Raw genomic sequence first — 18397 nt, 5'->3', positions numbered from 1 at the left:
GCCTCGGCCACGCGGCGCCCCTCCGGCCCGGCCTGCCAGTGGGCCAGGTCCAGCGGGCGGGGAGCCGGCGGGCCGGAGATCCGGCCGCGCATCAGCAGCACCCGCAGGTCGCGCACGGCCACCTCGGCGCCCAGGCCGTCCGCGGCGAGGTGGCAGAAGACCAGCACCACGTGCGTCACCCGGTCGCCGTCCACCACCAGCGCCGCCCGCACCGGCCATTCGGCCGCGTAGTCGAACCTGGTCGCGGCCAGCTCACCCAGCGCCTTCTCCGCGGCGCCCTCATGGGAGCTCACGATCTCGACGGGCAGCCGCCCCCCGGCCTCCAGCACCTGGCAGGCGGGGTCGCCGGTGCGGGTGCGCAGCGAGCCGTGCCGCTCCACGAGCGCCCCCAGCGCCGCGCCCACCTCGGCGACGGACCTCGCGCCAGGCACCTTCAGCACCCGGCCGAAGTTGAAGTAGTGGTCGTCGGGCGCCGTACGCTCGATCGTCTCCCAGATCGCCCGCTGCCCCCAGGTCAGCGGCGCCGTGCCCGAGTCGGGCGCGGCGAACTCGACGATCATCGCCCGGCCAGGTGGCCGGCCAGCCTGTCGAGGTCGTCGAGCAACTCCAGACCCTCCTCGCTCAGATCGACCTCCACGCCGAACTCCGACTCGATCGCGTCGACCAGCCGCAACTGCCCGATGGAGGTGAGGCCGAGAGCGGTCAGCGGCACGGTCGTCGCCATGGCCTCCTCGACGGTGATCGCGCCGTCCGACGACTCGGCCACGAGCGCGGCGAGCCTCTCCTTGATCGCAACGTCCTTGATCATCACGGCTCCGGCCTCCTCCGATCTCTGGTCGAGCTCGGCCCCCATGCCGTTCCCGGTTCCGGAAGGGCGCTTTCTGGAAACAATCCTAACTATTGGGCCCGTGCGCAGTGTTCCACGGATCTTCGGCGTCTCGCAAGGCCACGGCCGTCGCGGGTTGCGGGGGCCTTGTCTGTCCCGCGGGAGCATGCCACACTGAACGCCCGTACACTAAAAGTAAAGTTTCCTATTAGAGCCGAGCGTCGTGCGTCGGAGGGCTGGTACGGGGGCCGAACGTGAGCGTGACACTTCCAGGACTGCTCCGGCAGCGTGCCACCGCGGACCCGGCCCGGGTGGCGATGACCGTACACGGCTCCGGGTCGCTGACCTTCGGCGAGTGGGAGACCCGGTCGAACCGCGTCGCCGCCGCGCTGGCCGAACGCGGCGTCCAGTCGGGGGACCGGGTCGGGCTGGTCTTCGGCAACGGCGACTGGCTGGAGTACGCCATCGCCTTCTTCGGGGCCGTCAAGGCCGGGGCGGTGGCCGTGCCGCTCTCGGACCGCCTCGCGCGGGCCGACGTCGACACGATGCTCGCCCACTGCTCGGCGGCCACGGTCCTGCGTCCCGGCGAGCCGCCGCTGCAGTCCGGCCCGGGCCGGCAGGTGGGGCTGCCCGACCCCGGCGCCCTCGCCCAGATCCTCTACACCTCCGGCACCACGGGCAGGCCCAAGGGCGTGGCCGCCACGCACGCCAACCTCGCCCACGGCTGCGGGGTCAGGCGGCGCCCGTTCGCGCACAGCCGCCACCTCGCGCACGCCTTCCCCATCGGGACGAACGCCGGCCAGTGGATGCTGGTCAACGCGGTGGACGCGCATCCCGAAGTGGTCACCCTGCCGAGGTTCACGCCCGGCCGGTTCGCGGCGCTGATCGAGCACTACCAGGCCGGGACGGTGTTCCTGGTGCCCGCGATGGCCATCGAGATGCTCGCCGCCGGGGTCCACGCGCGGCACGACCTGTCGAGCGTGCTGCTGCTCGGCTCCGCCGCCGCGCCGCTGCCCGCCAGGGTCGCCGCCGAGCTCGCCTCCGCTTTCCCGAACTCCACGATCACCAACTACTACACCTCGACGGAGGCCGCGCCCGCCCAGACCGTCATGATCTTCGATCCGCAGCGGCCCTCCAGCGTGGGCCGTCCCGCCTCGGGCGGGGCCGTGAAGATCGCCACCGCGGCGGGTGAGGCGCTGCCGCCGAACACCACCGGCGAGGTCTGGATGCGCTCCCCGGCCGCGGTCCGCGCCTACTACGGCGACGCCGCGGCCACCGGAGAGGTGTTCCGCGACGGCTGGGTACGGATGGGCGACCTCGGCTACCTGGACGGCGACGGCTACCTCTACCTGGTCGACAGGGAGAGCGACGTAATCAAGTCGGGCGCTTACAAGGTCTCGACGATCCACGTCGAGGACGCCGTCTACGAACACCCCGAGGTGACCGAGGCGGCGGCCTTCGGCGTGCCCCACGCCACGCTCGGCAAGGCGGTCGCCGTCGCCGTCGTCGGCGCCGTGGCGCACGAGGACCTGCGGATCTTCCTGAAGGACCGGCTGGCGCCCCACGAGCAGCCCGTCCGCCTCGTCACCCTCGACGCCCTGCCGCGCAACGCGGGCGGCAAGGTCGACAAGCGCGCTCTTCGAGAGGTTGTCCGATGACCGAAGTATCGTTCGCCCAGCACGGGATGTGGATCATGGAGCAGGCGGGGGCCGGGTCGGCCTACCACATGCCGATCCTGATCCGCTTACCCGGGCCGCCCGACCGGGGAGCGCTGGCCAAGGCCGTCGCCGGGGTGGTGGAGCGGCACCCGCTGCTGGGATGCGCGATGGAAGACCGCGGGGGCGTGCTCCATCTCGTACCCGCCGCCGACCGCCCCGGGCTCGCCGACGATCGGTCGGGGCTCGTCCGGGACCCGTTCCCGCCGTTCGACCTGGAGCGGGGGCCGCTCATCCGGTTCGCGCTGGACGGCGACACGCTCCGGATCGACGCCCACCACCTGGTCTTCGACGGCCAGTCCAAGGACATCCTCGTGGCCGACCTGGCGACCCTCTACGACGGCGCCCTCCCGCCGCCCCTGGAGCCCGCCGACCACGCCGCGCTCCAACGGGAACGCGTCGCTGGACAGCTGAAGGAGGCGGGGGCGTTCTGGGCGCGCCGGTGGCGGGAGCCCGGCGAGGTGGTCGTGGCCGGCCAGGTCCTGCGCTCCCGGCGGGCGTCGCCCGGTCGGGTCAGCGAGTTCGGTCTCGACCTCCCCGAGCTCCGCGAACTGCCTGGCCTGACCAGGTTCGAGGTCGTGCTGGCCGCCCTCCACGCGCTGCTGCGGTCGTACGGGAACGAGGACGTGGTCACCGCGGTGGACCTGTCCACCCGCACCCCCGCCGAATCCGGCCGCGTGGGGCCGTACGTCAACGAGCTGCCCGTCTACTCCGGCCCCTCGCCGGACGTCCCGTTCGCCGAGTTCGCGGCCGAGCTGAGAGCCGAGCTCAGGCAGGTGTACGGCGTGCGCGAGGTGCCCATCGCCCGCGCCGTCCCCGGGGTGAAGCCGCACGCCGCGCTCGCCCCCGTCTCCGTCAGCTACCGCCGCGCCGGCCCGGCCGTGCCCGGCTGGGAGGTGGACCGGCTGGCGTTCAACCAGGCGGTGCGCGGCGCGCTCCAGCTCCAGTTGCTCGACGGCCCCGACGGCCTGGCCGCCAGCCTCCGCTACGACCCGGAGGAACTGCGCGACCCCGCGCAGTTCACCACTGACCTCCAAGCGCTCCTGTCCCGCATCACCCCCGGACGGCCGCTACGGGACCTGACCCCCTTCCACGACACGCCGAGCACCTCCATCGGAAGCGCGGCAGTCACCGAGCCGAGCGCTCCGCCCGCCTCCTCGCCCGCCTCCTCGCCCGAAGCCGGGCCGGACGACCCGCTGCTCGCGGAGATCACCGCGATCTGGGAGGAGGTCCTGAAGTTCTCGCCGGTCGAGCCGCACGACGACATCTTCGACCTCGGCGGGCACTCGCTCACCATCACCCAGATCATCGCCCGCATGCGCAAGCGCCTCGGCGTGGAGATCGAGCTGGACGACTTCTTCGACAACCCGACCATCGCCGGCGTCGTCGAGGTGATCAGGCGGTGACCCCGGTGCTCGATCTGGCCGCCGCCACGCCGACGCTGGACGACGCCGACCTCGGGCTCATGCTCACCATCAGGGCGTTCGAGCTCAAACTCCTCGACCTGTACGGCAGGGGCCTGCTCAACGGCACCACGCACACCTGCCTCGGCCAGGAGTACGTCCCCGTCGCCGTCCAGCCGCTGCTCGACCCCGGCGACCACGTGTTCAGCAACCATCGCGGCCACGGTCACTACCTGGCCCGCTTCCAGGACCTGGACGGGCTGCTCGCCGAGATCATGGGCCGCGAGGGCGCGGTGTGCGGCGGCGTGGGCGGCAGCCAGCACATCCGCCGCGACCGCTACCTGTCCACCGGCGTCCAGGGCGAGAGCCTGCCGGTGGCCGCCGGAGTGGCCCTGCACCTCAAACGGGCCGAACCGGGCCGCCTGGCCTGCGTCTACATCGGTGACGGCACCTTCGGGGAGGGAGCCGTGTACGAGGCGCTGAACATCATCGCCCTCTGGCGGCTCCCCGTCCTCGTGGTCGTCGAGAACAACGGCATCGCCCAGTCCACGCCCGTCACCTCGCACCTGTCCGGCACGATCGCCGGCCGGGCCGCCGCGTTCGGCGTCGGCCACTGCCGCGTCGAGGGCTTCGACCTGGCCGCGATCCGCCACCGCCTCGGACCGCTCGTCGCCCGGGTGCGGCAAGGGGTGCCGCTGGTGGCCGAGTTCGTCACGCACCGGCTCGGGCCGCACAGCAAGGGCGACGACGCCAGGCCGGAGCCCGCCGTGCGGGAGGCGCGCGAGGCCGACTGGCTGTCCCGTTACCGGACCGCGCACCCGGCCCAGGTGGAACGCCTCGACCACGAGGCCCGCACCCTGGTCGACGCGGTCGCCGACGACGTCGCCGCCCGCCCGCCGTCCCGGTGGACCCGGCCGTGACCGGCGTCGAGACCGGCGTCGTGACCGGCGCTGAGACCGGCGCTGAGACCGGCGTCGTGACCGGCGTCGTGACCGGCGCTGAGACCGGCATCGAGACCGGCATGGAGACATTGACCGCACCGGCGACGACGGGCGGGGCCGGGCGGGCGGACCCGAGGAGACCGACCGTGCGCGTGGCCGAGAACCTCAACGCCGCCCTCCACGAGCTGATGGAGCGCCGGCCGGACCTCCACCTCCTCGGCGAGGACCTGCTCGACCCGTACGGCGGCGCATTCAAGATCACCCGCGGCCTCTCCACCCGCTTCCCCGAGCGGGTGCTGACCACTCCCATCAGCGAGAACGCCATCACCGGCATCGCCGCCGGCCTGGCCCTGTCCGGTGACAGCGCGATCGTGGAGATCATGTTCGGCGACTTCGCCGCGCTCGCCTTCGACCAGTTGCTGAACTTCGCGGCCAAGTCCGTGTCCATGTACGGCACGAGGGTGCCGATGCGCATGGTCGTACGCTGCCCGGTCGGCGGCGGGCGCGGCTACGGCCCCACCCACAGCCAGAGCCTGCAGAAGCACTTCATCGGCATCCCGGGCCTGGCGCTGTACGAGGTGTCGCCGTTCCACGACAACCTGGCCGTGTTCGAGGAAATGCTGGAACGGGCCGAGCCGTGCGTGCTGTTCGAGGACAAGGTGCTCTACACCCGGCCCATGCACGCGGTGGAGAGCCCCTTCACGGTCGAGTCGGCGGGCGGTACCGCCCGCGTGTCCCTCGACTTCCTCCGGGAACAGCCCGACTGCCTGATCATCGCCCCCGGCGGCATGGCGCACCGCGCCGTGGCCGCCATGCGCTCGCTGCTCCTCGAAGAGGAGATCCTCTGCACGCTGCTGGTGCCCTCACGGCTCTACCCCGTGGACACCGCCCCGCTGGAGGCCGCCCTCACCGACGGGGCCGTGCCCGCTCCCCGCCGCGTCGCCGTCCTGGAAGAGAGCACGGCAGGCGGCACATGGGGCGCCGAGGTGGCCCACACCATTCACCAGCGGTACTGGGACCGCCTGTCGCGCCCCGTCACGCTCGTCCACTCCGCCGCCTCGGTGATCCCCACCGCCGCCCACCTGGAGCGCGAGGTGCTGGTGGACGAGGCCGCCATCCACCGCGCCGTCAGAGAGGTCGTCCGTGGCTGAACTGCGCGTTCCGAAGCTGAACAACAACGACACGGAGTACCTGGTCATCGAGTGGCTCGCCGCCGACGGCGCCCAGGTGGAGCCGGACGACCCGGTCGTGGTGGTGGAGACCTCGAAGGCCGCCGAAGAACTGCCGGCCTCCGCCCAGGGCACCCTGCGCCACGCCCTCACCCCCGGCGCCTGGTGCCGCCCGGACGACCTCATCGCCACCATCACCCCGACGGCACCGGAGACCTTTGGCACGCCCGCGGCCGGCCCGGACACCGGCACTGTCACGCCCAGCTCTTTCTCAGCGACCGCCACTTCTGGGGGCACGGGTGAGCCGTCCGGGCTCCCGACCTCGCGGGACGGGGACGTGCGCTTTGGGGCCGCGGTCTCGCGGGACGGGGACGTGCGCTTTGGGGCCGCGGTCTCGCGGGACGGCGCGGTCTCCGGGGCCACCGCCTTGTCGGGCGGTGAGGTCGCTTCGGGGGCCGCTGCCTCGCCGGGTGAGGGCGTGCCAGCTGAGGCCACCGCCTTGGAGATCCGGGACGCGACCTCCGGCGACGCCGCCTCAGAGGACCGGGATGCGACCTCAGGGAGTGCCGCCGCTCCGGGAGCCGCCAGACGGGACACGACGCCCCCGCACACCGCCCCCTCCGGCGCCGCGCCGCCCCCGCGCACTTCGCTCCAGGGCGGCGCGCTCCAGGGCGGCGCGCTCCAGGGCACCGCACCTCAGGACGGCGCGTCCCAGGGCGGCGTGCTCCAGGGGACCGCATCCCAGGGCACCGCTTCCCAAGCCCACGCACCCCAGGGCACCGCATCCCAGCACTCCGCACTCCAAGCCCGCGCACCCCAGGGGGCCACGGACCGGGACGTCGCCCATCCCGTCCCCACCGCTCGCGACGCAGCCCTCCACACACACGCCCGCCAGAGCACCGGCACCCACACCCCGGACCCGCTGGTCGCGGACCCGCTGGTCACAGTCCCCGCTCAGGCGCTGATCGACGAGCTCCGCATCAGCCCCGAGCAGGTCCGGGGCCTGGGCGTGAGGGTGGTCCGGCGTGCCGATGTCGAGCGGCTGGCCCAGGACGCCAGGCGCTACGACCTGCCGAGGGGACAGCGGGCAGTGGCCAGGGCCGTCGAGCTGTCCCACGAGACCGTCCCAGCCGCCTACGTGGTCGTCCGCATGGACCTGGGCCCGGCCCTCGAACGTGCGAGAGCCGCGACCAAGGAGGTCAGGCGGCCGGTCGGCCTGGCGGAGGTCTTCGTCCAGGCGGTCGCGGGCCTCCACGAGCGCTTCCCGCTGTTCTTCGCCACGCTCCACGGCACGCACGCCACCCTCGCGAGCGCCCCGAACATCGGCGTCACCCTCGACGTCGGCGAGGGCCTGTACGTGCCGGTGATCCACGACGCCGCCCGCCGGACGACCAAGGAGATCGCCACCACCCTGATGAAGCACCGCCTGGCCGCCACCTCCGGCGACTTCAAGGAGGCGGACCTCGGGGGCGCGAACTTCGTCGTCACCCTGCACACCGAGGGCGGAGTGGTGCTGGCGATCCCGTTCGTCTTCCCGGGTACGGTCTGCGCCCTGGCCGTCACGGCTCCCCATGACGACGGTTCGCGGGCCGACATCGGCCTCGCCTACGACCACCGGCTGATCAACGGCAGGGACGCGGCGCTGTTCATGGCCGCTCTGAAGACGGCCGTCGAGGGGGCGGACCTCACGGGGTCCGGCTGACCACCCAGGCGGTCAAGAACGCGCACGTCACGGCGGCTCGCCGGGGAACCGGAGGAGCGTGACCCTGGACGGAGCCCGGCCACGTATGGCGGGTGGGGCTGCCTCGGCTGGCCGTAAAGACTGGATTGGGACGTCACGGAGAGGGGCGCGCGGTGGGAAGCGGCAAACGGTGGGTTTGGGGGCGTTTCCCGGCGGCCCGAGAACGGGCACAAAGCGTACGGAGGCTCCTTGACTACCTACCCTGCGAGGTGGTTCGTGGTTCCGATGATCGGGATTGAGGAGGAGTACCTCGTCGTCGATCCCCGCACCCGCCACGTGGTTCCCCGGGCGGCCGAGGTGCTGGCGGCGGCGACCGACGTCCTGGACGTCGATCAGGAGATCACCCGCTTCCAGGTCGAGGCGCGCACGGCGCCGTCCTCGGACCTGAGCGAGCTGGGCGCGCAGCTCCGGGCGGCGCGCAAGGAGGTGGCGGGCGCGGCCCGGTCGTGCGGGCTGGCCGTGGTGGCGAGCGGCATCCCCGTGCTGGGCGACGTCATGCGGCCGCCGCTCGGCGACAACGCCCGCTACGAGCAGGGGCGGGTCCTCTATCGCGCTCTCCAGGACGAGATCAGCATCTGCGCTCTCCACGTGCACGTCGACGTGCCCGACGAGGAGCATGCCGTCTACGTGGGCAACCACCTGCGTCCGTGGCTGCCCACGCTGATCGCGCTCGCCGCCAACTCCCCGTTCTTCGTGGGCCGCGACACCGGCTACGCGTCCTGGCGGGTGATCAGCTGGGGCCGCTGGCCGGTGTCGGGTGCGCCGCCGTACTTCCCGTCGTTCGCCGACTACGAGCTGGCGCTGCGCGCGCTGTCCGAGTCGGGCGCGCTGATGGATCCGAAGACGGTGTTCTGGGACGCGCGCCCGTCGCCCAGGCTGCCCACCGTCGAGGTTCGGGTCGCGGACGTGCCGCTGGACGTCAGCGACAGCCTCACCATCATCGGACTGATCCGCGCCCTGGTCGTGACGGCGCTGGCCGACGTCGCCAGGGGCGACCGGGGGCTGCCCATCTCGACGGAGGTGCTGCGCGCCGCCTACTGGCGTGCCGCCCGCGACGGGCTGGCGGGTGACAGCCTCGACGTCCGCGAGGGCACGCTGGTGCCCGCGCCGGTGATGGCGCGCAGGCTCCTCGACCACGTACGGCAGGCGATGGCGGAGGCCGGCGACCTGGCGTTCGTGGAGGAGGGCCTGGACCGGCTGCTGCGGACGGGCTCCGGCGCGATGCGCCAGCGCCAGGTCCATGCCCGGCGGGGCGACCTGGCGGGCGTGGTGGACGACCTCATCGAGGCGACCGTGGCCTGATCCCCTCGCAGGCGGTGGGGCGGACCGTCACCGGGAATGGCCCGATGCCCGGCCCGGTGAAGAAGATGATCGCGCGATCCGTCAAACGTACGGTAAATTCTCGCGGGCCGGCGGGAGGCGATGTAGGGGCGGCGTTAAAAGTAGTTCCACGTTCGGTGCTCGCCCGCGCACGGTTCTGCCGGTTTTTCCCGCTTTTCGTGTCAGCCTCGGTATTCTCCGGCGGTTTGCGACCCCTGTCTGTGATCTTGACCGGCTGTTGAGGCTTGGGTCATCAGAGGGATAGGCTGGATCACAGATTGGTGACGGGCCGACCATGCCGAAGGCTGGTGAAATAGCGGGCTTGATCTCTGGCGGTGGATGCCCATGGCAACCTACGAGTATCAGTGCCGTGATTGCGGGCGATTCGAGGTGCACCTGCCGATAGGCACTGCTGAGACCGAATGCGATTGCCCCCATTGCCACTACCCGTCCCGTCGCGTCTTCTCCTCGCCGTACCTCAGCCGGGTCCCCCCGGTGGTGTCCGCCGCGCGTGCCCGGGAGGAGCGGAGCCAGGAAGCACCCGAGGTCGTCACGAGCGTGCCCGCCGAGCGGCGCAGACCACGGCCGCCGCACCCGGCGCTCGCACGCCTGCCTCGGCCTTGACCAACAGAACAGAGCGTCCACCACGCGCGCGCGAACCGGCCACGCACGGAATCCCGTGCGCCCGGGCGCGGCGGTAGGCATGCGGGTCCGCCGACGCGGGTCCGCCTACTGGTTCCGCCGCGCGGAAGGTATCGCAGCGGTTCCGCCGTGAGGGGGACCGGCGCGGGTCCGCTGTGAGGGTGCCGTGAGAGGTACTGCCGCGGGCCAGAGCACGCAGTGTGGGCGGCGCCGCCGCGCATCGGACAGGGTCCGGCGCGGCGCGCGAGATCGGAACGCTTCGGCGCGAGCACAAGGAGGTGCGTCGCTGATGGGAGCCGTCGGACTACTTTACGTAGGCGCGGTGCTGTTCATTAACGGGCTGATGCTCCTGGGGAAGGTCGAGCCGCGCGCGGCGGCCATCTTCAACCTCTTCGTCGGAGCCCTGCAGGTCATCACGCCCACCGTGCTGATCATCAGTAATCCCGGCAGGCCGCTCGAGATCCTCGGCGCGTCGGGCATCTATCTCTTCGGTTTCACCTATCTCTACGTCGGGATCAACCTGCTGGGCGGCTTCGACTCCACGGGAGTCGGCTACTTCTCACTGTTCGTGGCTGTCATGGCGCTCGGATACGCGTACGCCAACTTCACGCTCCTGGGTGACCCGGCGTTCGGTGTCATCTGGCTTTACTGGGCCTATCTGTGGTTCCTCTTCTTCGTGCTGCTCGGTCTGAAGCGCGAGCAGATCACCAGGTACACGGGCTGGGTCACGGCGATCGAGGGCTGGGTGACGGCCGCGATTCCCGCGTTCATGCTCCTTACCGGTCTCTGGCGGTTCCCGAACCTCTTCGCGGTGGTTCTCGCCGTCTTCGGCGTGGTGGTCTTCGTCGCGCTGTGGCCGCTGACACGGGAGAAGGAGCCCACCGCAGCGGCGCCGGCGCCGAGCGACGAGGCGATGGGCGCCCGCGACCGGACGCATCGCCCCAGGTGGACCTGACGCGGTCGCCGCGGGAGCTGAGGAGGAGGTGGTGTGACGCGCGAATGCCTGAGGGCACCACAATCAACGAAAGGCACTCATCATGCCAAATATCGTATTCAGCGTCGACCAGTCGATGTCCATGCGCGACCAGAAAATACCAGGACACAACCGATGGCACCCAGATATTCCTGTGGCCGACATGGTGCGCCCTGGAGATGAGTTCCGAGTCGAATGCCGGGAATGGACCGATGCCCAGATCGGCAACAACGATTCCGCGAACGACGTACGGGACGTCGACCTGAGCCACGCGCACATGCTGAGCGGGCCCATCGGCGTGGACGGAGCCGAGCCAGGTGACCTCCTGGTCGTCGACATCCTCGACCTCGGGCCGGTTCCACAGCAGGTCGGGCAGGCACCCGGACAGGGGTGGGGCTACACCGGCGTGTTCGCCAAGGCGAACGGCGGTGGATTCCTGACCGACTACTTCCCCGACGCCTACAAGGCGATCTGGGACTTCCACGGCTTGATGTGCACGTCCCGCCACCTGCCAGGCGTGCGGTACACCGGCATCACGCACCCTGGGCTGTTCGGCACCGCGCCGTCGGCCGACCTGCTCGCGGCGTGGAACCGCCGGGAGCAGGCTCTCATCGACACCGATCCGCAACGGGTACCGCCGCTCGGCCTGCCACCGCTGCCCGACAACACCCTCGCCGGCACGGCGAGCGGTGAAGTGATGGACAGGGTCGCCCGCGAAGGGGCCCGCACCGTTCCGGCGCGGGAGAACGGCGGCAACCACGACATCAAGAACTTCACTCGCGGATCCAGGGTGTTCTACCCGGTTCACGTAAAGGACGCGAAACTCTCCGGAGGTGACCTGCACTTCAGCCAGGGTGACGGTGAGATCACCTTCTGTGGTGCGATCGAGATGGGCGGCTACATCGACTTCCACGTCGACCTCATCAAGGGCGGCATGGAGAAGTACGGTGTCACCACCAACCCGGTCTTCATGCCGGGCAACGTCGAGCCCCGGTACTCCGAGTTCCTGTCGTTCATCGGGATCTCGGTCGACCACGACACCGACACCAACTACTACCTCGACGCGACGGTGGCCTACCGCAGGGCCTGCCTCAACGCGATCGAGTATCTCAAGAAGTGGGGCTACAGCGGAGAGCAGGCATATCTGCTCCTCGGCTCGGCTCCGATCGAGGGGCGTGTCAGCGGGATCGTCGACATCCCCAACGCATGCTGCTCGCTCTACCTGCCCACCGCGATCTTCGACTTCGACGTACGGCCGAACCCGGAGGGACCCGTCAGGAAGGACCGCGGACGGTGCGCCGTGACGGCCTGACAACCGTCGCGACCAGGGCATGACGGACGAGCCGCTCCGGGGACCGGGTCACCGGCTCCCCGGAACGGCCCGCCGCCAGGAAAACCCCGCTCGGGACCGAGACCGAGCGGGGTTTCTCTCGGCTGCACGACATTAAACATTTGGAAAAGCCCTCACCAAGAAATGTTCACCCGGGAAGGCGGTTGTGGCCCATTGGGGGAGAGGGCGCTCGCCTCTGCCGTCGGGCGCGCGCCGCTGGTCCACCGCCTGATGGCGCTGGTCGACGATCATATTCCCGGCCATCACACCAATGGTCAACTCGGCCCCCGATGGCGACGAAAAGACAAGCAAAAATGCGGTTATCCTCATGTATATCCCCAACGCTGACGTGTCTACCGAGCCCGGGACAGCTCCGGAACGGGAGTGGGCGCCTGCCACTCGAAAGGTTGATCAATGAACAACGACGCCGTGTGGGTCCGAGGCGTGACCGGCGTGCAATTGCACCACACGACAGACCTCCAGGACGCCACCCGGTTCCTGGGCAACGCGGTCATGGCGCTGCGGGCCGCGCACGTACGAACCGGCGACATCCGCTACTCCGACCTGGCAGCCCAGCTCAAGAGCATGGCCGCCGAGACGCGGACGCTGGAGAGCCAGGCCCGGGAGCGCATGCACGGCCTGCACGTGGCGGACCCCGATCAGTTCATCCGCTGCCGCAACGGCGACGACCCCTGGCCTGACGAGATCCAGGCCGGATTCGTCCCCCGCCACACCTGCAAGGACCAGTGCCTCTACCACGACCACGATGTGCTCGACGGCATCATGCAGTGCACCTGCGGCCAGCCCCCGTGCCGAGCCTGCGCCATCGGCGGAGCCCCCTGACCCACACCGTGCCCCGGCTTCGACCCGGCACGTGGCGACCAGCGGAGCGGCGAGGCCGATGACAGACCGGACCGATGACAGACCGGACCGATGACAGACCGGACCGGTGACTGACCGGACCGGTGACTGACCGGAACGGTGACAGACCGGCCGGTGACTGACGGGCCGTGGACTGAGGCCGGAGACCGAGGCGGTGCCGGACGGACTGAGGCCCAGGTAGGGCCGAGGGGGTGCCAGACGGACCGTGCACCAAGGCCGGACCGAGGCCGGCCCGAGGCCGTGGGACTGAGGCCGTGCCAGACGGGACCGTGCACCGAGGCCGGAGACCGAGGCGGGACCAGACGGACTGAGCCGGAGACCGAGGCGGTGCGAGGCAGAGCGAGGGTCCAGGCGGCGTGGACCGAGGCCGGACTGAGGCCGTGAACTGAGTCCGTGGACCGAGGCTGGGCCAGGCGGACCGAGGCCCCAGACGGGCCGAGGCGGTGCCAGACGGACCGTTGACAGCGGACTGAGGCCGTGGACTGAGGCTGGGGGGATGGGCCGGGCAAGACCGGGCCGTGGACTGAGGCTGGGGGACCGGGACCGGGACGGACAGGCGTGGGTGAGGTGTGGGACGGACGAGAGCTGGGGCAGGCGAGATCAGGGGCAGGCGAGATCAGGGATAGTCGTCCTCGACTTCCACGCCCTCCTGCTCCAGGGCCTCCTTGATGACGCGGAAGGCCAGCCCCGGGGAGTAGCCCTTGCGGGCGAGCATCCCGGCGAGGCGGCGGGTACGGGCCTGGGCGTCGAGGTTGCGGGTGGAAGCCAGTTTCCGCTCGACGAGGCGCCGGGCCGTTTCGAGCTCCCGTTCGGGGTCGAGACGCTCCACGGCCTCGTTGACCGTCTCGGAGTCGACGCCGCGGTGGCGCAGCTCGGCGGCCAGCGCACGTCTGGCCAGGCCCCGTCCGTGGTGGCGGGAGTCGACCCACGCCTCGGCGAACGCCTCATCGTTGATCAACCCGAGTTCTGAGAACCGGTGGAGCACCGCCTCCGCCGCCTGGTCCGGCACGTCCCGTTTGCGTAGTGCCTCCGCCAGCTGGGCCCGCGTCTTGGGCGCCATGGTGAGCAGCCGCAGGCAGATGGCTCTGGCCACCGACTCCGGGTCGGCGTCGGATGTTGCAGCGGCGGACGCCCCGTCATCAGGCCCCTCAGGCAGCCACCCCCGTCCCTCGCCGGTCGTACGTGACCGCCTCCCGCCACGCCCACCACTCGGCCGACGCCCCCTCCCCGCCCGTCTACCGTCGGACTCGCCAATCGGGGGCTCGCTCCCAATCCCGGGCATTCCAAGCATGGAGGCGCCGAAGGTCTCCGCGCCTGGACTACCCGCGCCTGGACTACCCGCGCCTGGACTACCCGCGCCCCGCCTCTTGCCGCCGCCCGGGACGGGCCTGGCACCGCTGTTGTCCGGAGTGGACCCGCTGTCGCCGTACGAGACGGTCCCAGCACTGACCTGCGGGACGGACCCGGCACCGGTGTCCGGGACAGGCCCGGTGCCGCCGTACGGGACGAGCTTGTCCACGGGTAGGTCGATGAGCCCGTTACCAGGCACGTCGATGGGTCTGGTAACGGGTTGGGCGACGGCGGGATCGGGAGCGGGTCGGGCTACGGCGGGATCTTCCTGTGCGGGACCAACCGTGCTCCGCCTGTCTCTGCGGCGGGACGGTGCGGGCGGGAGGTCGGGCCAGGCGCCCCAGTCGCGATCGTGGGGCGCCCCCTCCCGGTCGGTGTCACTCATACGGCGACCGATCAGACGTCACCGGGCTTCGGTGTGGCGGCCTTGGAACCACGGCCGGAGGGGGCGGCGGCCGGAGCCGGAGCGGCTGCGGCCTCGGCGGGAGCGTCGAGGCGGGGGCCGACGCCCAGCTTGTCCTTGATCTTCTTCTCGATCTCGTTGGACATGTCGGGATGGTTCTTCAGGAAGTTGCGGGCGTTCTCCTTGCCCTGGCCGAGCTGGTCGCCCTCGTACGTGTACCAAGCGCCGGACTTGCGGACGAAGCCGTGCTCGACGCCCATGTCGATCAGGCCGCCCTCGCGGGAGATGCCCACGCCGTAGAGGATGTCGAAGTCGGCGACCCGGAAGGGCGGGGCCATCTTGTTCTTCACGACCTTGACCCTGGTGCGGTTGCCGACCGCCTCCGTGCCGTCCTTGAGCGTCTCGATGCGGCGGATGTCCATGCGGACCGAGGCGTAGAACTTGAGCGCCTTGCCGCCCGTCGTGGTCTCCGGCGAGCCGAACATGACGCCGATCTTCTCCCGCAGCTGGTTGATGAAGATGGCGGTCGTGCCGGTGCTGCTGAGAGCGCCGGCGACCTTGCGCAGGGCCTGGGACATCAGGCGGGCCTGGAGGCCGACGTGGCTGTCGCCCATCTCGCCCTCGATCTCGGCCTTGGGCACCAGCGCGGCGACCGAGTCGATGACGATGATGTCGACCGCGCCCGACCTGATCAGCATGTCGGCGATCTCGAGCGCCTGCTCACCCGTGTCGGGCTGGGAGACGAGCAGCGCGTCGGTGTCGACGCCGAGCTTCTTGGCGTATTCGGGGTCGAGGGCGTGCTCGGCGTCGATGAACGCCGCGATGCCGCCCGCCCGCTGCGCGTTCGCAACCGCGTGCAGCGCGATCGTGGTCTTGCCCGAGGACTCCGGGCCGTAGATCTCGACGATCCGGCCACGCGGCAGGCCGCCGATGCCGAGCGCGACGTCAAGGGAGATCGACCCTGTGGGGATCACTTCGATGGGAGCTCGGGCGTCATCGCCGAGGCGCATGACGGAGCCCTTGCCGAACTGCCGCTCGATCTGTGCGAGGGCGGTCTCGAGGGCCTTCTCGCGGTCGTTGATAGCCATGGGAACTCCCCCTGCAGGGTCGTGGTCCGGTCAGTCGAGTGAAAGCTACGGCCTGCCACCGACATTTTTCTGCCGATGCCGGGGAAGACGTGGCCCGGCGAGTCCCATGGTAGCCGAACGGCTGTTCGAGCACACCGTGAACACGCTGCGCACCGCGCGGATCCGTCGGGCGCCCGAGGTGGGGACGGGGACAGGCCCTCCCGGTCCCGAAGTCACCACATTTCATGGCATCGCGGTGTATGTGTTGCCGGGCGCCGTCGCTGGGGAGAGTTCCGTTGAGGGTTGGAGGCGGCGACGTGTCGAGCTCGTACACCGGGGAACGGCGCACCCATCTGCAGGCACTCGCCGAGATGCTGCCCGAGCACGGGCTGGTGAGCCGCATGATGGGCGGCGACGATCCGATGCTGTGGGTCTGGCATCCACGTACCGGCCGCCACACGATCATCTTCGCCACGCCGACGGCCGACGGCTGGGTCTTCCTGTGGTCGTCAGGCGGGCGGGGCAGGGTGGACGACCTCGGCCGCACGGCCAGGGCGCTGCGTGAGACGCTCGATCGCTGAGGCTCGATCGCTGAGGCCCGATCGTTGAGGCCCGATCGCTGAGGCCCGGTCGTTGTGGTCAGGTCGTTGTGGTCCGGCCAATGACGCTCGGCCAGTGAGGGCTACCGCAGGTTGGGCGGGACGTCCTCCACCTGGCAGACCGCGCGCCACACCGTCTTGGCGCTCTCGCCCTCGGCCAGCGCCTGCAAGACCGTGCGGCTGCCCAGCGGGGCCAGCACGTAGTCGTGGGCCCACGAGTCGGCGTACGTGTCGCCGAAATGGGCTCGCATCCGTCTCCAGAACTCGGTCAGGCGCATCAATCAAGTGTGACTCCTCCGCCTCCTGAAGGAGGCGGCTTCTCGCTAAGCCGCTTCCGCAGCCCGGCGAAGGGCAAGCCCTGCCCTGATGATGTTGGTTGCCGCGTTGACGTCGGCGTGCGCGGTGTGCCCGCACGCCGTACAGGCGAACTCGGCTTGGGTGACGCGGTTCTCCTTCGCACAGTGCCCGCAGCGGGCGCACGTGCGGGAGGTGTTGCGGGGATCGACTGCGATCAGCTCTCGACCGGCGCTTTCAGCCTTGTGCGCGAGGACCTGCAGCAACACCCCCCAACCCGCGTCCAGGACGCTTCGGTTGAGGCCGGACTTGGCCGCGACGTTGCGGCCCGGCCGGTCGATCGTGCCGGACGCCGACCGGGTCATGTTCGCGATCTTCAGGTTCTCGTGCACGATCACGTCGTAGTCGCGGACCAGCGCCAGCGCGGCCTTGTGCGCCGAACGTCGTAGTCGCGGACCAGCGCCAGCGCGGCCTTGTGCGCCGAGTCGAGTCGACCTCGCCGCACCTTCGCGTGCAGCGCCGCGACCCGGGCCACGGCCGTACGGCGGCGCCTGGACCCGCGCTTCTTACGGGCGAGGTCCTGCTGTGCGGCTGCCAGCCGGGTGGCGGTCGCGGCCAGGTGACGCGGGTTGGCGACGTGCTCGCCGTCGCTGGTGGCCACCAGCGAGGCCACACCCATGTCCAAGCCGACCGCGGCGCCCGTCGCGGGCAGCGTTTCGGCGGGCACGTCGTCGCAGGACAGCACGACGAATCAGCGGGAGCCTTCCCGCTTGACGCTGATCGTCTTCACGGTGCCGAGCACCCGGCGGTGCCGGTGCACCCGCACATGCCCGACCCCCTGAAGGCGTACGTAGGTGGCGGTCGAGTGGTGGGGCTGGGAGTCCCATCGGCAGCCGTCGCCGTCCTTGGGCCACTCAACGGTGTCGAACCAGCCCCGGCCCTTGAAACGCGGAAAGCCCGGGGTACGGCCTGCCTTGACGCGGTCGAAGAACGCGCGGAAGGCCTTGTCCAGCCTGCGCAGCGTGGCCTGCTGGGAGGAGAACGACCACCGGCCCTGACCGTCGGGGTCGTCGGCGCGGATGTGCTTCAACTCGCCCGACTGCTGGCCGTACCGGACCGTCACTCCTGCCTTGCGGTAGGCCGTACGACGGTGTTCAAGAGCGGCGTTGTACAGGTCGCGGTGGTCATCGAGGCACGCCGTGAGCGCCGCCACCTGGCCGGCGGTAGGGCGCAGCAGGAACTTGAACGACCTGCGCACGCCCACCTCCTCAACCCCGACCGGACTGATCAAATGCTATCGGCCGGTACCGACAAAATCCTGGAAAGAGACTCTGATGCGCGGATCTGACAGGTCACCGCATGCTTGGGCCTTGGCGGCCCTCCCGCTCCCGATTCCCCCGTGGCCTGAAGGCGACGGTCCCTCGGGAGAATTTGATGGAACGGCCGGAAGCGTGGGTAGGACACCCCCATGGCCAAGACGTCCAAGCCTTCACCCCCGAAGACCGCCAAGATCAAGGCGAACCGCGTCAGGCGGCGTGTCCTGCGGCTCGCGCAGCGCCTCGCCGTACAGAAGGAGAAAACCGAGCGGGCCGAACGGCACGCCGCCATCGACCACGAGCCGCGCGCGGGCAAGCCGAGGACGCGCAGGCCGTCGCGGCGATAGCCCGGACGGGTCCGGGGCGGGCAGCAGCCCGGACGGGCCCGAGCCGGCGGCCGGAGCAGGGCAAGGCGGGATCGGCCGG

20 protein-coding genes are annotated in these 18397 nt (G+C 70.7%); 12 read left to right on the top strand and 8 right to left on the bottom strand.

Annotated features, from left to right (window positions below; all coding sequences use genetic code 11):
- Nucleotides 1-560: condensation domain-containing protein (locus tag DQW85_RS01960; protein WP_205314799.1), on the bottom strand; the 560-nt coding region annotated here is incomplete at its 3' end.
- A complete protein-coding gene (locus DQW85_RS01955) occupies nucleotides 557-808 on the bottom strand; it encodes an acyl carrier protein (RefSeq protein WP_113698731.1) in 252 nt (83 codons plus the stop codon). The genes DQW85_RS01955 and DQW85_RS01960, both read right to left, overlap by 4 nt.
- Nucleotides 809-1080: 272 nt before the next feature.
- Between DQW85_RS01955 and DQW85_RS01950 the strand changes: the two genes are divergently transcribed.
- The 10 genes from DQW85_RS01950 (at nucleotide 1081) to DQW85_RS01895 (ending at nucleotide 12903) form a co-directional block, all read left to right on the top strand.
- Nucleotides 1081-2484, top strand: coding sequence for a class I adenylate-forming enzyme family protein (locus tag DQW85_RS01950; protein WP_240196864.1), 1404 nt, complete (start codon nucleotides 1081-1083; stop codon nucleotides 2482-2484).
- Nucleotides 2481-3947 (top strand): condensation domain-containing protein, encoded by a 1467-nt coding sequence (locus DQW85_RS45545; RefSeq protein WP_205314798.1) that lies wholly within the window; start codon nucleotides 2481-2483, stop codon nucleotides 3945-3947. The genes DQW85_RS01950 and DQW85_RS45545 overlap by 4 nt, the downstream gene beginning before the upstream one ends.
- Complete coding sequence (locus DQW85_RS01940) at nucleotides 3944-4864, top strand: thiamine pyrophosphate-dependent dehydrogenase E1 component subunit alpha (protein WP_240196863.1); 921 nt, start codon at nucleotides 3944-3946, stop codon at nucleotides 4862-4864. Before DQW85_RS45545 ends, DQW85_RS01940 begins: the two co-directional genes overlap by 4 nt.
- Nucleotides 4861-6036, top strand: coding sequence for an alpha-ketoacid dehydrogenase subunit beta (locus DQW85_RS01930; RefSeq protein ID WP_240196862.1), 1176 nt, complete (start codon nucleotides 4861-4863; stop codon nucleotides 6034-6036). Before DQW85_RS01940 ends, DQW85_RS01930 begins: the two co-directional genes overlap by 4 nt.
- Nucleotides 6029-7756, top strand: coding sequence for a 2-oxo acid dehydrogenase subunit E2 (locus tag DQW85_RS46395; protein ID WP_240196861.1), 1728 nt, complete (start codon nucleotides 6029-6031; stop codon nucleotides 7754-7756). Before DQW85_RS01930 ends, DQW85_RS46395 begins: the two co-directional genes overlap by 8 nt.
- A gap of 264 nt (nucleotides 7757-8020) precedes the next feature.
- The gene (locus DQW85_RS01915; RefSeq protein ID WP_240196860.1) at nucleotides 8021-9097 is read left to right on the top strand and encodes a carboxylate-amine ligase; all 1077 of its coding nucleotides are present in this window, start codon (nucleotides 8021-8023) and stop codon (nucleotides 9095-9097) included.
- Nucleotides 9098-9454: 357 nt separating this feature from the next.
- On the top strand, nucleotides 9455-9739 hold the full coding sequence (locus tag DQW85_RS48040) for an FmdB family zinc ribbon protein (RefSeq protein ID WP_420819136.1): 285 nt from the start codon (nucleotides 9455-9457) through the stop codon (nucleotides 9737-9739).
- Between the two features lie 307 nt (nucleotides 9740-10046).
- Entirely contained in the window at nucleotides 10047-10712 is a 666-nt protein-coding gene (locus DQW85_RS01905) for an AmiS/UreI family transporter (RefSeq protein ID WP_113698723.1), read from the top strand.
- A gap of 82 nt (nucleotides 10713-10794) precedes the next feature.
- Nucleotides 10795-12042, top strand: coding sequence for a formamidase (gene fmdA, locus DQW85_RS01900; protein ID WP_113698722.1), 1248 nt, complete (start codon nucleotides 10795-10797; stop codon nucleotides 12040-12042).
- A 432-nt stretch (nucleotides 12043-12474) separates the two neighbouring features.
- Nucleotides 12475-12903, top strand: a complete 429-nt coding sequence (locus DQW85_RS01895) for a hypothetical protein (protein WP_113698721.1) — start codon at nucleotides 12475-12477, stop codon at nucleotides 12901-12903.
- A 655-nt stretch (nucleotides 12904-13558) separates the two neighbouring features.
- On the opposite strand, the gene DQW85_RS46390 is transcribed toward DQW85_RS01895, so the two are convergent.
- On the bottom strand, nucleotides 13559-14035 hold the full coding sequence (locus DQW85_RS46390; protein WP_275888159.1) for a regulatory protein RecX: 477 nt from the start codon (nucleotides 14033-14035) through the stop codon (nucleotides 13559-13561).
- 653 nt (nucleotides 14036-14688) lie between these two features.
- Complete coding sequence (recA, locus tag DQW85_RS01885) at nucleotides 14689-15783, bottom strand: recombinase RecA (RefSeq protein ID WP_113698719.1); 1095 nt, start codon at nucleotides 15781-15783, stop codon at nucleotides 14689-14691.
- A gap of 275 nt (nucleotides 15784-16058) precedes the next feature.
- Here recA and DQW85_RS01880 point away from each other — a divergent pair, with 275 nt between their 5' ends.
- Nucleotides 16059-16343, top strand: coding sequence for a hypothetical protein (locus DQW85_RS01880; protein ID WP_240196858.1), 285 nt, complete (start codon nucleotides 16059-16061; stop codon nucleotides 16341-16343).
- Between the two features lie 101 nt (nucleotides 16344-16444).
- Here the strand turns inward: DQW85_RS01880 and DQW85_RS01875 are convergent, their stop codons facing one another.
- From DQW85_RS01875 to DQW85_RS46375, 4 genes are read right to left on the bottom strand one after another with little or no spacing between them, the layout of a single operon-like run.
- Entirely contained in the window at nucleotides 16445-16639 is a 195-nt protein-coding gene (locus DQW85_RS01875) for a DUF3046 domain-containing protein (protein WP_113698717.1), read from the bottom strand.
- A gap of 45 nt (nucleotides 16640-16684) precedes the next feature.
- Nucleotides 16685-17047, bottom strand: coding sequence for an RNA-guided endonuclease InsQ/TnpB family protein (locus tag DQW85_RS46385; RefSeq protein WP_240196857.1), 363 nt, complete (start codon nucleotides 17045-17047; stop codon nucleotides 16685-16687).
- Nucleotides 17048-17049: 2 nt separating this feature from the next.
- The gene (locus DQW85_RS46380; protein ID WP_240196856.1) at nucleotides 17050-17400 is read right to left on the bottom strand and encodes a transposase; all 351 of its coding nucleotides are present in this window, start codon (nucleotides 17398-17400) and stop codon (nucleotides 17050-17052) included.
- A gap of 6 nt (nucleotides 17401-17406) precedes the next feature.
- Nucleotides 17407-17913 (bottom strand): helix-turn-helix domain-containing protein, encoded by a 507-nt coding sequence (locus DQW85_RS46375; RefSeq protein WP_240196855.1) that lies wholly within the window; start codon nucleotides 17911-17913, stop codon nucleotides 17407-17409.
- Nucleotides 17914-18123: 210 nt separating this feature from the next.
- Here DQW85_RS46375 and DQW85_RS01865 point away from each other — a divergent pair, with 210 nt between their 5' ends.
- A complete protein-coding gene (locus tag DQW85_RS01865; protein ID WP_113698716.1) occupies nucleotides 18124-18318 on the top strand; it encodes a hypothetical protein in 195 nt (64 codons plus the stop codon).
- The last annotated feature ends 79 nt before the right edge of the window (nucleotides 18319-18397 follow it).

Source organism: Nonomuraea lactucae (assembly GCF_003313395.1).
Taxonomy (GTDB): domain Bacteria; phylum Actinomycetota; class Actinomycetes; order Streptosporangiales; family Streptosporangiaceae; genus Nonomuraea; species Nonomuraea lactucae.
The sequence above is the reverse complement of the archived record's forward strand: the minus strand, read 5'-3'. Positions and strand labels throughout refer to the sequence as shown.